The sequence below is a fragment of the Curtobacterium sp. MCJR17_055 genome (assembly GCF_003224335.1).
In the GTDB taxonomy this organism is placed as follows: Bacteria; Actinomycetota; Actinomycetes; order Actinomycetales; family Microbacteriaceae; genus Curtobacterium.
Map to the genome: position 1 here is coordinate 130,191 of NZ_QKLF01000003.1, position 14,035 is coordinate 144,225.

Annotated in this window: 10 protein-coding genes and 1 pseudogene; 4 read left to right on the forward strand and 7 right to left on the reverse strand. The window is 74.4% G+C overall.

Going from position 1 to position 14,035, the window contains the following annotated elements; translation table 11 throughout:
- The first annotated feature begins 60 nt into the window (after positions 1–60).
- The gene (locus DEJ16_RS08125) at positions 61–975 is read left to right on the forward strand and encodes a siderophore-interacting protein (protein WP_110825134.1); all 915 of its coding nucleotides are present in this window, start codon (positions 61–63) and stop codon (positions 973–975) included.
- Positions 972–1,787, forward strand: coding sequence for an ABC transporter ATP-binding protein (locus DEJ16_RS08130; RefSeq protein WP_110825133.1), 816 nt, complete (start codon positions 972–974; stop codon positions 1,785–1,787). Before DEJ16_RS08125 ends, DEJ16_RS08130 begins: the two co-directional genes overlap by 4 nt.
- Positions 1,788–2,011: 224 nt before the next feature.
- Here the strand turns inward: DEJ16_RS08130 and DEJ16_RS08135 are convergent.
- The 5 genes and pseudogenes from DEJ16_RS08135 to DEJ16_RS08155 form a co-directional block, all read right to left on the reverse strand.
- Positions 2,012–2,368 (reverse strand): annotated as a pseudogene (locus tag DEJ16_RS08135) (Fe-S oxidoreductase).
- A gap of 3 nt (positions 2,369–2,371) precedes the next feature.
- Positions 2,372–3,772, reverse strand: coding sequence for an NAD(P)/FAD-dependent oxidoreductase (locus tag DEJ16_RS08140; protein ID WP_110825132.1), 1,401 nt, complete (start codon positions 3,770–3,772; stop codon positions 2,372–2,374).
- A gap of 80 nt (positions 3,773–3,852) precedes the next feature.
- The gene (locus tag DEJ16_RS08145; protein WP_110825131.1) at positions 3,853–4,674 is read right to left on the reverse strand and encodes an arginase family protein; all 822 of its coding nucleotides are present in this window, start codon (positions 4,672–4,674) and stop codon (positions 3,853–3,855) included.
- Positions 4,675–4,731: 57 nt separating this feature from the next.
- Positions 4,732–5,457 carry a PspA/IM30 family protein gene (locus DEJ16_RS08150; protein WP_110825130.1) on the reverse strand — a complete coding sequence of 242 codons (726 nt, stop codon included), beginning with the start codon at positions 5,455–5,457 and terminating at the stop codon, positions 4,732–4,734.
- A gap of 45 nt (positions 5,458–5,502) precedes the next feature.
- Entirely contained in the window at positions 5,503–7,452 is a 1,950-nt protein-coding gene (locus tag DEJ16_RS08155; RefSeq protein WP_110825129.1) for a TPM domain-containing protein, read from the reverse strand.
- 223 nt (positions 7,453–7,675) lie between these two features.
- On the opposite strand from DEJ16_RS08155, the gene DEJ16_RS08160 reads away from it, so the two are divergent.
- Positions 7,676–7,879 carry a hypothetical protein gene (locus DEJ16_RS08160; protein ID WP_110825128.1) on the forward strand — a complete coding sequence of 68 codons (204 nt, stop codon included), beginning with the start codon at positions 7,676–7,678 and terminating at the stop codon, positions 7,877–7,879.
- A 93-nt stretch (positions 7,880–7,972) separates the two neighbouring features.
- Positions 7,973–8,674, forward strand: coding sequence for a 4'-phosphopantetheinyl transferase superfamily protein (locus DEJ16_RS08165; RefSeq protein WP_110825127.1), 702 nt, complete (start codon positions 7,973–7,975; stop codon positions 8,672–8,674).
- On the opposite strand, the gene DEJ16_RS08170 is transcribed toward DEJ16_RS08165, so the two are convergent.
- Together DEJ16_RS08170 and DEJ16_RS08175 are read right to left on the reverse strand one after the other, a co-directional pair.
- A complete protein-coding gene (locus DEJ16_RS08170; RefSeq protein ID WP_110825229.1) occupies positions 8,671–9,987 on the reverse strand; it encodes a M1 family metallopeptidase in 1,317 nt (438 codons plus the stop codon). The two genes, DEJ16_RS08165 and DEJ16_RS08170, sit on opposite strands and share 4 nt — an antisense overlap.
- A gap of 8 nt (positions 9,988–9,995) precedes the next feature.
- Positions 9,996–13,982: a Pls/PosA family non-ribosomal peptide synthetase gene (locus DEJ16_RS08175; protein WP_110825126.1), complete on the reverse strand. Its 3,987-nt coding sequence runs from the start codon at positions 13,980–13,982 to the stop codon at positions 9,996–9,998.
- Positions 13,983–14,035 lie beyond the last annotated feature (53 nt).

Sequence of the window (14,035 nt, forward strand, 5' to 3'; positions counted from 1 at the left end):
ACGCGGGCTGCGACATGAACCGTCCTTCTCTCGTTAGGTAAGGCATGCCATACTCGATGTGTGGCTGCCCGGTACCGCGTCTTCTCCGTCCGCGTGGCGGCCGTCACCTCGCTCACCCCGCACTTCGTCCGCGTGACGCTGACCGGTGCCGAACTCGCGGAGTTCTCCGCCGTCGGGCTGGACCAGCGCATCAAGGTGCTCCTGCCGCTCGACGGCCACGGGTTCTCCGACCTGCCCGAGGGCGAGGACTGGTTCGCGGCGTGGCGCGCACTGCCGGACGCCACCCGGAACCCGATCCGCACGTACACCGTCCGCTCCTTCCGTCCGGACGCGCACGAGCTCGACATCGACTTCGTCGCCCACGGGGACGGCGGGCCGGCCTCGCGCTGGGTGTCCGCGTGCCGTGTCGGCGACGAACTGCGGATCGTCGGCCCCCGCGTCCCGGAGTCGCCCGAGGACCTGCCGTCCGGCGCGGCCGAGTTCGCGCCCGGGTCGGCGAACCGGATCCTCCTCGCGGGCGATGAGACGGCCGCTCCCGCGATCTGCGCGATCCTCGAGGCCCTCGACGTCTCGGCCGTCGGACACGTGTTCATCGAGGTCCCGACCGACGCCGACCGCCTGCCCGTCTCCGCGCCCGCCGGCGTCGAGGTGCGGTGGATCGCCCGCAACGGCGCGTCGCACGGCGTCCGCATGACCGACCACGTGCAGGCCTGGGCATCGACGGTCGCGGTGCCGGCTCCCGTCCTGACCGATGGGCGCGCGGCGGTGCCGGTGGAACTCGCGGACGTCGACGTGGACCACCAGGTGCTCTGGGACGTCCCGCGCGAGGACGACGACCTGCCCGTCTACGCCTGGATCGCGGGGGAGGCCGGCTGCGTCAAGGAACTCCGACGCCACCTCGTGCGCGGAGTCGGGCTGGACCGGAAGCAGGTCGCGTTCATGGGCTACTGGCGCCACGGCAAGGCGGAGTGTTGACCCCTGCCAGCGTCCTCACCCCCGAGGCGCCCGTCACCGCACTCGGCGCCCGCGGGTTGCGGCTCGGCTACGACGACCGCGTGGTCGTCGACGGGCTCGACGTCGACGTGCCGGACGGTGAGCTCACCGTGATCGTGGGTCCGAACGCCTGCGGGAAGTCGACGCTCCTCAAGGCGCTGGCGCGGACGCTCAAGCCCACCGCCGGGACGGTCTACCTGGACGGCCGTCCGATCACGTCCTATCGCCCGAAGGCCGTGGCCCGGCGCGTCGCGATGCTGCCGCAAACGCCGATCGCCCCGGACGGCATCAGCGTGCGCGACCTCGTGTCCCGCGGACGCTTCCCGCACCAGGACCTGCTGCACCCCTCGAGCGGCACCGACCGGCAGGTCGTGCAGGCCGCCCTGGCGCAGACGGACATCGTGGGCCTCGCCGACCGCGGCGTCGACGAGCTGTCCGGTGGCCAGCGGCAGCGCGTCTGGATCGCGATGGTGCTCGCGCAGGAGACCGACATCGTGCTGCTCGACGAACCCACCACGTTCCTCGACATCGCGCACCAGTACGACGTGCTCGAGCTCGCGTCCACGCTGCACGCGGCCGGTCGCACGGTCGTGGCCGTCCTGCACGACCTCAACCAGGCTGCCCGGTACGCGACGCACATGATCGCGATGCGGGACGGGGTGATCGTGGCGCAGGGGCCGCCGGCGACGGTCGTGACCGCGGAGCTCGTCGAGGACGTCTTCGGCCTGCCGTGCGTGGTCGTGCCGGACCCGGAGACCGGCACGCCGCTCGTCGTGCCGCGTCGCGCGCGCTGACGGGCGCGCTGCGCGCTGCGCGCATCGGCGCGGTCCGGGTCCGACGGGGCCGGCGCGATCCGGGTCCGACGGGGCCGACGCGGTCCGGCGCCGGCGCGGTCCGGCGCCGCACAACGGAAACCGGCTCGAACCACGGGAGTCCGTGGTTCGAGCCGGTTTCCGTTGTGCGTGACCGGCGGACGCCGCGGCCGACGCCGAGCCGGGCGCGGGCAGGCGCTCGGCGCTCAGCGGTAGCCGCCGTCCTCGAGTCCGGCCTCGATCTCGAAGCGGTTGTGCAGCGGGTCGCGCCCCGCCAGCGCGTACAGCAGCGGCATGAGCATGCCGTACCGCCGCCACTGGTCGACGTGCACCCGCTCGTGCCGCAGGACCCGGTCGCCGTCGTTGTCCCGGGTGAGTTACACCGAGCCGACGCAGGTCCCGCCACGCCGGAAGACCCAGCGGGGCAGGCCCCGGCAGACGACGAGCCCGTCGACGACCCGCACGGGCCCCGTCGACAGCGTCAGGCCGATCGCGAGGCCGACGGCCGTCGCGAACGCCCACCCGGCGCGGGACACCGGCGAGTCGACGAGCGGGTTCAGCACCGGCTACTCGGGTCGGCCGTACGTCTCGAGCAGGCGGAGCCAGATCTCGTTCATCGTCGGGTAGGCGGGCACGGCGTGCCAGAGTCGGTGCACGGGGACCTCGCCGACCACGGCGACCGTCGCGGCCTGCAGCATCTCGGCGACGTCCTGCCCGACGAAGGTCACGCCGACGACGACCCCGCGGGACTCGTCGACGACCATCTTGGCGCGCCCGGTGTAGCCGTCGGCCTGCAGTGCCGAGCCGGCGACGGCGCCGAGGTCGTACTCGACCGCACGGACGTCGATGCCCTGCTGCCGGGCCTGCTCCTCGGTGAGGCCGACGCTCGCGACCTCGGGGTCGGTGAAGGTCACCTGGGGGACCGCGGCGTGGTCGGCCGTGGCGACGTGGGCGCCCCACGGTTCCGCGTGCACGGGCTTCCCCTGGAGGCGGGCGGCGATCGCCTCACCGGCGGCGCGGGCCTGGTACTTGCCCTGGTGGGTGAGGAGGGCGCGGTGGTTCACGTCACCGACGCCGTAGAGCCAGTCGGTGCCGGTGACGAGCATGGTGTCGTCGACCTCGAGCCACTCGCCCGGGGTGAGTCCGACGGCCTCGAGCCCGAGGTTGCCGGTGCCCGGGGCGCGGCCCGTCGCGGCGAGGACCTCGCTCGTGACGAGCGTCGTGCCGTCGTCGAAGGTCGTCGTGACGAGGCCGTGCTCGTCGCGGTCCACGCGCGTCGGGTTGACGCCGGTGCGGACGTCGATGCCGGCCTCGCGCATGGCGTCGCCGACGAGTTCACCGGCGAACGGTTCCATCCCGCCGAGCAGGCCGTGGCGGGCGACGAGTGTCACCTTCGCGCCGAGCGCCGCCCACGCGGTGGCGAGCTCGGACCCGGCGACACCGCCGCCGATGACGAGCAGGCTCTCCGGGACCTCCTGCGCACTCGTGCCCTCGCGCGTGCCCCAGGGCTTCGCCGCTTCGAGTCCGGGGACCGGCGGCAGCGTGTGCAGCGAGCCGGTCGCGACGGCGACGGCCCCGGCCGAGTACGAGGTCCCGTCGACCTCGATGGTCTTCGCGCCGGTGAACTTCGCGTACCCGCGGATCAGCGCGATGTCGGACGACTCGAGCCACTGCACCTGCGACGCGTCGTCCCAGTTGCTCGTGAACGAGTTGCGACGGGCCAGGACGGCGGCAGCGTCGACGGTGCCGGTGACGGCTTCCTCCGCTCCGCCGAGGCGCTTGGCCGCGGCGACCGCGTGGCTGCTGCGCAGGAGGGCCTTGGACGGCATGCAGGCCCAGTACGAGCACTCACCGCCCACGAGCTCGGCTTCGACGACCGCGACCGACAGGCCGCGCTTGTGGGCGTAGTCCGCCACGTTCTCGCCGACAGCGCCGGCTCCGATCACGATGAGGTCGTAGTCCGTCATGGGGCCGAGCGTAGCCGCCCGGGGTGGGGTCCCGGCCGGGAGCGCTGCGCTGTGTGGAGCGTCCGGTGTGGACGGGCGGGTCAGGAGGCCCGTGCTGCGGTGGAGAGTGCGCCGACGATCCGGAGGATCACGCCGAGGTCGTCGACCGCCCGCTCCGGGTCGACGGGTGCGAAGCCGGTGAGTGCGGCGCCGACGAGCCGTCGGCCGGCGGTGGCCGCCTGGACGAGGGCGACCAGGGCGGCGCCGTCGAGTCCGAACGGCACGGGTTCCAGCAGGCCGTCGACCTCGGAGGGGTCGAGCACGTCGAGGTCGACGTGGACGAAGACCCCGGTGGCCCCGGTCCGCTCGACGGCGGCTGCGAGCGCGTCGGGCGTGGCCGCGTCCACGTCGAGGTGTGCGACGCCGGCGCGCTCGAGGGCGGCCGCCTCGGCCCCCTCGGTCCCGCGGGTGCCCGCGACGACGACGGACGCGGCGGGGACGACCGGGAGCTCCGGGAACAGGTCTGCCGGGCGGTCGACCAGCAGGCGCAGCGCGGCCGTCTCGGCGGCGACCGGCTGCGCGCGGTTCAGCGCTCGGTAGCCGCTCGAGCCGGACAACCGGACGACGGTGGTGTCGGGGCCGACGAGGACCGAGGCACCGAGGACGGTCGAGCCGTCCCCGCCGATGACGAGCACGGGTTCGCTCGCGACGGCGCACTCCTCGGCGACGGACCCGGAGACGGAGAGGACCGAGGTGTAGCGGGCGACCGCGGTGTCGAGCCGGTCGCCCGCACCGGGTGGGACGGCGATCGTGGTCGTCGCGGCTCGGGGGAGGTCCGCGGCGACGGCGGCGGCTCCGTCCGCGAGCCGCATGGCGCGAGACGACGCCGAACCCTGCCACTGACCGACCACGAGGAAGCGCATCCTGTCAGTCTGTCAGCCGGGTCCGACGTCGTCCGGAGCTGCCGGTGGTGCGCGGTGTCAGACCGCGGACGTCCCGCCGGACTTGAGGGCTGCGAGACGGGCCTCCACCTCGGCGTCGCGGCCGACGTCCTCGAGGCTCTCGAACTGCGCGTCGAGGCTCGACGCCTGCAGCTCCTGCTGGCCGATGACCTTCGCCTCTTCGCGACGGACCTTCTCCTCGAAGCGCGCGAGGTCGCTCGTCGGGTCGGTGATGTCGATCGTGCCGATGGCGTCGTTCACCTTCGACTGCGCCTCCGCGGTCTTGGCGCGGGCGACGAGGCTGTTGCGCTTGGCGCGGAGCTCCTCGAGCTTCTGCTCCATGCCGGCGAGGCCCTGCTTGAGCTTCTCGACCTGCTCGTTCTGCGTGGCGAGCGGTGCGGCGTTGTCCTTGACCTCCTGCTCGGCGGCGATCTGCTTGCCGATGGCGATCTTGGCGAGGTTGTCGAACTTGTCGGCCTCGGCCGTCTTGCCCTCGGCGCGGTACTTGTCCGCTGCGGCGGAGGCGTTGCCCGCCTTCTGGCCCCACTCCTGGGCGGCGCGGACGTCCTCCTCGTTGTCCTGCTCGAGCAGGCGGAGGTTGCCGATCGTCTGCGCGATGGCGCTCTTGGCGTCGGCGATGTTGTTCGAGTAGTCGCGGACGAGCTGGTCGAGCATCAGCTGCGGGTCCTCGGCGTCGTCGATGATCTGGTTGATGTTCGCCCGGACGAGCGAGGAGATCCGGCCGAAGATGGTCTGCTTTGCCATTGCTGTGTCCCTTTCGTGGTTGGTTGTCTGGGTGGGTCTGACCGGTCAGAAGCGGCCGCCGCCGGAGAAGCCGCCGCCGTAGCTCCCGCCGCGACCGCCGAGCAGCCCGCCGAGGACGAGACCGGTGACGAGCCCGCCGAGCTGCGGGCCGCCGCGACCGCCGCCCATCCCGCCCATGCCGCCGCCGGGCCACCCGGTGGTGTCGTCGTTCGCCTCGTCGATGGCCGCCGCCGCGTACTGCTCCGCGGCACGGGCGGCCTGCAGCGCCCGCTGCGGGTCGGTGGTGGCGAGGTCGAGCGCGTCGTCGAAGGCCCGCTCGGCCTCGGACAGGCGGGTGCGTGCGGCGGGGCCGACGGCTCCGCGGTGCACGGTGATGAACTCGCGCGCCTGGCCGATCCGGGAACGGGCGTCCCGGAGGGCGGCGTCGAGGGCCTGGGTCGCGCGACGGTGCTGCTCCTCGGCGGTGCGGGCGGTCGCGAGGGCGGCGTCGATGTCCGTGTTCGCCTTCGTGAGCGCGTCGACCGCCCCGACGGGGTCACGCGGGTCGACGTCGGCACGGAGGACCCGCTGCGCCCGCGCGACCGTGGCCGCGAGGTCGGGGCCGCCGGTGCGGAGGGTGGCGGCCGCGGCGATGTCGCCCTCGATGTCGGCGCGCATCGCCTCGGCACGCTCGGCGGCGTCGGCGAAGGTGCGCTCCGCTGCCGTGACGGCGCCGGTGAGCTGCTGCACCTGGGCCAGCGCGTGCTGCCCGTCCCGGACCGCGACGACGGCCTCGCCCCGGTCGCCCGCGGCGAGCGCCGTCCGAGCGGCACCGGCACGCTCGTCGGCGTACGCGAGCACCTGCTCGGCCTGGTCGACGTTGTCGGCGACGGTCGCGAGCGTCCGACCGGTGTACGCCGTCCGGACGCGCTCCAGCGCCGCACGGGCCACGGCCACGGCGGCGGGAGCGGTCCCGAGGGCGGCGGTCAGCTCGGCGGCGGCGGTGTCGACGCCCGCTTCGAGCGAGCGCAGCTGGTCGAACGACTCGGTCTGCGACTCGATGGCCGCGTGCGCCTGCTCGCAGATGGCGATGATCTGGTTCGCCCAATCGGCGCGCTCCTGCGGCGTGTCCGGGACCTCGTCGTCGAGCTGCTGCTGGAGGGCGAAGGCCTTGCGGACCTCGCGCTTGGCGATCGACACGGTCTCGGCGAACGGGGCGGCGGCGTCCTCGCCGAACTGCGCCGCCGCGAAGCCGACCTCTTGTTCGGCCGTGCGCAGTTCGTCGTCGATCGTGACGAGTGCCCCACCGGCGCGTCGCTGGAGTTCGGCGAGGGACTGCTCCTGCTCGCGCCGGGCCGCGACGGTGCGCCGCCGGTTGCGGGCCCGGATGACGAGGACGGCGACGACCGCGGCCAGGACGGCGACACCGAGCAGCACCCACAGCCAGGTGAGGTCGGCGGGCTGCTGGCTCTGCTGGAGTCCGCCGGCGAAGGCCGTCGCCGCGGCGGCCCAGTCGCCCTGCTTGAGGCGGGGGAGCAGGTCGCCGTCGACCGCGCGCTCGACGTCGCTCGAGGTGATCGCCGTCTCGTTGGTCTGCTGGACGTCGTAGTTCCGCTCGTCGACCGCGACGGAGAGCAGGATGCTGTCCGTCTCGATCTGGTTCTGCTGCATGGTCGCGGCACCCCAGGCGGTGTGGTCGCTCGGGTCGGTGAAGGACGGCACGAAGACGACGAACAGCTGTGTCTGCGTCTCCTGGTACAGGTCCTGCACGGCCTGCTCGACGTCGGCCTGCTGGGCGTCGGTGAGGGCGTCAGCGTCGTCGAGGACGTACGCGCCGCTGAGGTCGACCGGCTCGGTGGCGTGCGCGGCCGGGACCGGGGCGACGACGAGCAGCGCGGCGACGGTGGCGGCGGTCGCGCCTGCCAGCAGACGCGCGAGCAGGGGACGTGGCGCCGCGTCGCCCCGGGCAGGCACCCCCGTCGACCCGGAGTCCGTCCTGACCTCGACCGTGCGCATCCGTCCTCCGTCCGTGGCCCTCGTCCAGCTGGTCCGTGGCCGTCGTCCGGAGTCTAGCCAGGCACCTCCTGGACGGGCCGGGGCTGTGGAGCGGGAGGGCGGGCCGGCGCCGGTTGTACCCCACCGGGATCGCCCGGGGCCCGCACACAGTGGACAGTGCTGCGGGCATGTCCCCCGAAACGGGGTAGAGTGATGTCGAGCCAATGAAGGAAGGGGAGCAGCAATGGAGCGAGCGACCACCGCAGAAGTCGTCCCACTCGAGGACGGGTACCACCGCGTGTCCACGCCGGCGAGCGGCGTGATCGGGTTCGTGCGTGAGCGCGACGGACGGTACGAGGTCCTCCGCGGACGCGTGCGTCAGGCGACCCGGTCCGAGGGCCGGTACGCGACGATGAACGTCGCACTCATCGCCCTCACCCACGCCTGACCCGCAGGACGACAGCACGGCCCCGGTCGGTCCCGACCGGGGCCGTCGTCGTGCCCGCACCGGCCGTCCCACTGCGGACCGTAGGCTGCTCGCGTGGGTGAGTCGGGCCTCCAGACCGTGTCGGTGCGGGTGGCCGCCGCAGGGGCGTCGCGAACGGCCGACCGGGAGGCCCTGGTCGCGTTCGTCGCCGAGGTCACCCGATCGGACCCGGCCCTGGTCTCCGTGCAGCAGCGCTGTCCCCACTGCGGTGCTGCGGACCACGGTCGGCCGGGAGCCCGGGTCGACGGTCGTCCGGTCGGCCTCGGTCTGGCGCGGACCTCGGGGATCGTCGTCCTCGCCGTCGGGCCGGCGTCGCTCGGTGTCGACGTCGAGCGGGCGTCCCGGGTGACGGCGGCCCCGCTCGACGCCTTCACCGCGGGGGAGCGGCACCGCGCGGCCGCGTCCGGACCGGAGTGCGCGGGGGTGCACCTCACCTCGTGCTGGACGGTGAAGGAGGCGGTGCTGAAGCGTGACGGACGGGGGCTCCGGGTCGATCCCGCACGCGTGGAGGCCGTCCTCGGACGAGTCGGCGACGGGCAGGTGGACCGCGCGCGGTTCGACGGGATGGAGCAGCTCGTCACGGTCGTCGTGCTCGACGCGGACCTGGTCGTGGCCGTCGCCGCGGGCGGTACTCCGGTCCGGGTCGAGGACCTCCGTGGACCGGGACCCCAGGACGGCGGGGACACCGGGACGACGCCGACGCCGCGACGGCACGGGCGCCAGGGCGGCGCCGTGTCAGGGCGGCGCCGGGGCTAGGGCAGCGGGGGGACGCCCGGTTCGTCGATCCAGGGTCCGAGCGCGCGCAGCACGTGCGCGGGGTCGGTACCGGCGGCCGTCGCGAACGCGCCCACGACGTCCGGCGTCGTCACCGTGCCGTGGTGGTGCCGTCCGGTCACCGTGCGGAGACCGTCGGTGAAGGCAGCGTCGCCGATCGTCCGTCGCAGGGCGTGCAGGGCGAGCGCGCCGCGCTTGTAGACGCGGTCGTCGAACATGTCCCGGGCGCCGGGGTCCGCGACGACGAGGTCCTCCGGCTGGTCGAGCAGCCCGGCACGGTACGTCGCCGCCAGGTCGTCCGCGGTGGGGCCGCCGCGGTGCTCGGACCAGAGCCACTCGGCGTAGCAGGCGAAGCCCTCGTGCAGCCAGATGTCGCGCCACACGCCGAGCGTCACCGAGTTGCCGAACCACTGGTGCGCCAGCTCGTGGGCGATGAGCCGGTCGGTGCCGTGCTCCCCGTCGACGTGGTTCCGCCCGAAGACCGCGAGGCCGTGCGCCTCGAGCGGGATCTCGAGCTCGTCGTCGGTCACCACGACGCCGTACTCGGCGAACGGGTACGGCCCGAACCGGTCGGTGAACAGGGCGATCATGTCGGGCACCTGGCCGAAGTCCGTCCTCACGGCGGCGGTCAGGTCGGACGGGTGGTGCACGGTGACCGGCACCGCACCGCCGCGCAGCTTCGTCGCGCGGTACCGACCGATCTGCACGGTGGCCAGGTAGGTCGCCATCGGCTCGGTGACGGCGTAGGTCCAGCGCGTGCCACGAGCAGTGCGCTCCCGGCCGAGCAGCGCGCCGTTCGCGATGACCTCGTACCCCGCTTCGCACGTCACCTCGATGCGGTACGTCGCCTTGTCGTCGGGGCGGTCGTTGCAGGGGAACCACGACGGTGCGCCGACGGGCTGGCTCGCGACGATCACGCCGTCGGTCAGTTCCTCCCAGCCGAGCGTGCCCCAGGGGCTCCGGAGTGGTCGGGGTGCGCCGCGGTACCGCACGTGCACCGTGAACTCGTCGCCCGCAGCGATCGGTGCGGCGGGTGTCACGGTCGTCTTGTGGGTCCCGACCGAGACCTTCTTCGCGCGCACGCCGTCGACGTCGACCCGGTCGACGCTCAGCCCGTGCAGGTCGAGCACGACCTTCTCGAGCGGCTCGTCGGCGGTCGCGCTGATCGTCGCGGTCGCGTCGAGCCGGTTCGTGGCGACGCGGTAGTCGAGTCGCAGGTCGTGGTGGCGGGTCGTCCACCGCCGGTCGCCGCTGTGCGGGGCGTACGGGTCGGCGGTGGGGTCGGTCTGCTTCACGGTGCCGGTCAGTCTGCCACGGCGCCGACCGGCCCCGGGTGCTCGGCGCGCTCGCCGGACCCACTGGCGTCGCGTGGTCCGTCGGCGTCGCCGGACCCGCTCGCCCCGTCGTGCCCGGAGGTGGACGCCGCGGTGCGCCACGGCGGGTGCTCCCACGGGCCGATCGGGTTGCCGGCCCAGAGCGTGCCGCCCGGGACCTGCTCGCCGCGCATCACGAGCGAGGCGGGCCCGACGGTCGCTCCCGGGCCGATGCCGGCAGCGGGCAGGACCACACCGTGCGGCCCGAGCGTCGCGCCGGCGTCGAGCGTCACGGTGTCGAGCTGCATGACGCGGTCGTGGAACAGGTGCGTCTGCACCACGGTGCCGCGGGCGACGGTCGCCCCGTCGCCGATCGTGACGAGGTCGGCCTCCGGCAGCCAGTAGGTCTCGCACCAGACACCGCGGCCGATCGTCGCGCCGAGGCTCCGCAACCACGCCGCCAGGGCCGGGGTGCCGATGGCCTGCTCGGCGAACCAGGGGCGTGCGACGGACTCGACGAAGGTGTCCTGCACCTCGTTGCGCCAGACGAACGACGACCAGAGCGGGTGCTCGGTGGCGGTGATGCGCCCGACGAAGGCCCACTTCGCCACGGTCGAGACGGCCGCCGCGACCGCACCGGCGGCGATGAGGACCGGGCCGGCGAGCAGCACCGTCCAGCCGAGTCCCACCGTGGTCCACAGGGCCAGGAAGGTAGCGGCGACGGCCACCCCGATCGCGGCGGACACCATGGGTGCCACGAGACGCAGCACCTCCCACGCGCCGCGGGCGACCTTCAGCCGGGTCGGCGGCCGGAACGTGCGCTCCTCGTCGAACTGCGCCGCCGCCCGTCGGAGCCGGACCGGGGGACTGCCGAGCCACGAGGACCCGCGCTTGGCCTTCTTCGGCACGGCGGACAGCACCGCGACGAGGGCCTCGCGCGGCACCGACCGACCGGCGCCGGTCATGCCGCTGTTGCCGAGGAACGCCCGGCGGCCCACCTTCGACCGACCGATCCTCACCCGACCGCCGCCGAGCTCGTAGGTGGCGACCATGGTGTCGTCGGCCAGGAACGCCCCGGACGCGATCTGTGTCAGCGCGGGGATGAGCAGCACCGTGGAGATCTCGGTGTCCCGGCCGACCCGCGCGCCGAGCAGGCGGAGCCAGAGCGGGGTGACGAGGCTCGCGTACAGCGGGAACAGCAGGGTGCGGGCAGCGTCGAGGACCCGCTCGGTGCACCACACCTGCCACCCGGTCCGGGACCGCACGGGGTGCCGACCCTCGACGAGCCCGAGCCCGAGCAGCCGGACCGCGGCGACGACGAGGCCCGCGTACACGAGGCCCGCGACGACCGTGGCGAGCGGCACGCTCAGCAGCGTGGGGCCGACCGCGGCCCCGAGCGAGGTCGGGCGCCCGACGACGAGCGCCGCGACGGCCAGTCCGGCAGTGACGCCGACGACGGGGAGCCCGGCGACGGCGACCGACCCGGCCCCGTACGCGAGCAGCCACCGCTTCGGGGACGCGGGGCGGGCCTCCCGGCCGTGGCGTGCCGACCCGACGCGCTCGGCCGGCGAGCCCGCCCAGCGCTCACCCGCCGGGACCGCGCCGGCCACCGCCGAGCCGGCCTCGACCTCGGCGCCGTCGCCCACGTGTGCTCCGGGCATCAGGGTCGAGCGGCTGTGCACGACCGCGTCCGTGCCGACGTGCACGGGACCCAGGCGGAACACGTCGCCGTCCACCCAGTGTCCGGCGAGGTCCACCTCGGGCTCCACTGCGGCCCGCTTCCCGATCGTGAGCATCCCGGTGACCGGCGGCAGCGTGTGCAGGTCGACGTCCCGGCCGATCCTCGCACCGAGGGCCCGGGCGTAGTAGCTGATCCACGGGGCACCCGCGGTCGACGGACCGTCCACGGCCTCCGCGATCCGTTCCGCGAGCCAGACCCGGATGTGCACCGAGCCGCCGCGCGGGTGGTCGCCGGGACGGACCCCGGCCAGGAGCAGGCGGGCGGCGACGACCGTGATCGTCATCTTGCCGGCCGGGGTGACGAACAGCACGAGGGCGATCACCAGGAGCGGCCACGGCAGCACGGGCAGGAACGGCATCGTGGTGGCGTGCAGCACCGCCGCGACGAGTGCCGTCCAGCTCAGCAGGCGCAGCCCACGGAGCACCTGGAGCGGCAGGCCGAGCACCGTCAGGAGCAGCCCGGTGCGCGGCGGCACCGGCCGGACGTCCCGTCGTGCCGCCGCCACCGGCCCGGACGCGTCGAGCGCTGCCGCGAGTGCGCCGATCCGCGGGTGGTCGTAGACGTCGGCCACGGTGGTCGTGGGGTAGCGCTCGCGGACCGCCGACACGAGCTGCGCGGCGGTCAGGGAACCGCCGCCGTGCGCGAAGAAGTCGTCGTCGACGTCGGCGACCGGGACACCGAGGATCGCCGACCACCGCTCGGCGATCCATGCGACGGTCGGCGGGAGGTCCGTCCCGATCGCGCCCTCGAGGGGCCACGGCAGCGCCGCCCGGTCGACCTTGCCGGACGTCCGCGTCGGCAGGGAGTCGACGACGGTGAGGAGCGGCACGAGCGCGGCGGGCAGTTCCTCGCGGAGACGGGTGTTCGCCGCGGCCGTGTCGACGACCGCGCCGGCGACCGGGGCGACGTAGCCGACGAGCACCTGGTTGCCCGCCGGGGTGCGCTGCACGACCGCGGCCCCCGCAGCGACGTCGTCGAGGGACTGCAGGGCCGCGTCGATCTCGCCGAGTTCGATGCGCCGGCCGCCCAGCTTCACCTGGTCGTCGGCGCGACCCTGGAAGACGAGCCCCTCGGGGTCGTACCGGACCAGGTCGCCGCTCCGGTACGCCCGCTCCCACCCGAGCTGCGGGAAGGGCGCGTACTTCTCGGCGTCCTTCGCCGGGTCGAGGTACCGGCCGAGGCCGACGCCCCCGATGACGAGTTCGCCGACCTGCCCCGGCGCGACGCGCTGCCCCTCGGCGTCGACGACCGCGAGGTCCCACCCGTCGAGCGGCAGGCCGATCCGGACCGGGGTGCTGCCGTCGAGCAGGGCACCACACGCGACGACCGTCGCCTCGGTCGGGCCGTACGTGTTCCACACCTCGCGGTCCCGGGACGCGATGCGGGCGGCGAGCTCCGGCGGGCAGGCCTCACCGCCGAAGATCACCAGCCGCACGGACTCGAGCGCGTCGTCGGGCCACAGTGCCGCGAGCGTGGGGACGGTCGAGACGACGGTGATGCCGTGCGCGATGAGCCACGGGCCGAGGTCGACCCCGCTCTTCACGAGCGACCGGGGCGCCGGCACGAGGCAGGCACCGTGTCCCCAGGCGAGCCACATCTCCTCGCACGAGGCGTCGAACGCCACGCTGAGGCCCGCGAGCACCCGGTCGTCCGGACCGAGCGGCGCGGCCTGCAGGAACATCCGGGCCTCGGCGTCGACGAAGGCCGCGGCGGAGCGGTGGGTGACGGCCACGCCCTTCGGCACGCCGGTGGACCCCGACGTGAAGATGACCCACGCGTCGTCCTCGGTCGTGGGCGCCTCGGCGCTCGCCGCGGGGTCGGTGACCGGCAGCGGAGCGCCCCGGCGGTCGCGGAGCACACCGCCGGCACCGATGACGCCGACCACCCGTGCTTCGCCGAAGACGAGGGTGGCGCGTTCCTCGGGGTCGTCGGCGTCGACGGGGACGTAGGCGGCGCCGGCGGCGAGGACGGCGAGGATCGACACGGACAGGTCCCGGCCACCGGAGGGGATGCGGATCCCGACCCGGTCGCCGCGTCGGACGCCGTGGCGGGCGAGGTCGGCGGCGCGCTCCTGCACGAGGGCGAGGAGGCCGCGGTAGTCGAGCGCACCCTCCGGCGTCTCGAGGGCGAGGGCGTCGGGGTGTGCCTCGGCGGTGGCGGTGAGGACGTCGAGCAGGGTCCTGGCCGGTGCGGCGCGGTCCCCGCGGTCGAGTTCCTGCTGCGTGGAGGTCGTCACGCCGCGTGATCCTAGGGCCCGGAGGTGTCCTGCTCGGGAACGCACGTGGCCGC

Bases quoted from the DNA above. Each gene is read 5' to 3' on its own strand.
- DEJ16_RS08140 (WP_110825132.1), bottom strand. From the start codon at position 3,772: ATGACGGACTACGACCTCATCGTGATCGGAGCCGGCGCTGTCGGCGAG.
- DEJ16_RS08145 (WP_110825131.1), bottom strand. From the start codon at position 4,674: ATGCGCTTCCTCGTGGTCGGTCAGTGGCAGGGTTCGGCGTCGTCTCGC.
- DEJ16_RS08150 (WP_110825130.1), bottom strand. From the start codon at position 5,457: ATGGCAAAGCAGACCATCTTCGGCCGGATCTCCTCGCTCGTCCGGGCG.
- DEJ16_RS08155 (WP_110825129.1), bottom strand. From the start codon at position 7,452: ATGCGCACGGTCGAGGTCAGGACGGACTCCGGGTCGACGGGGGTGCCT.
- DEJ16_RS08160 (WP_110825128.1), top strand. From the start codon at position 7,676: ATGGAGCGAGCGACCACCGCAGAAGTCGTCCCACTCGAGGACGGGTAC.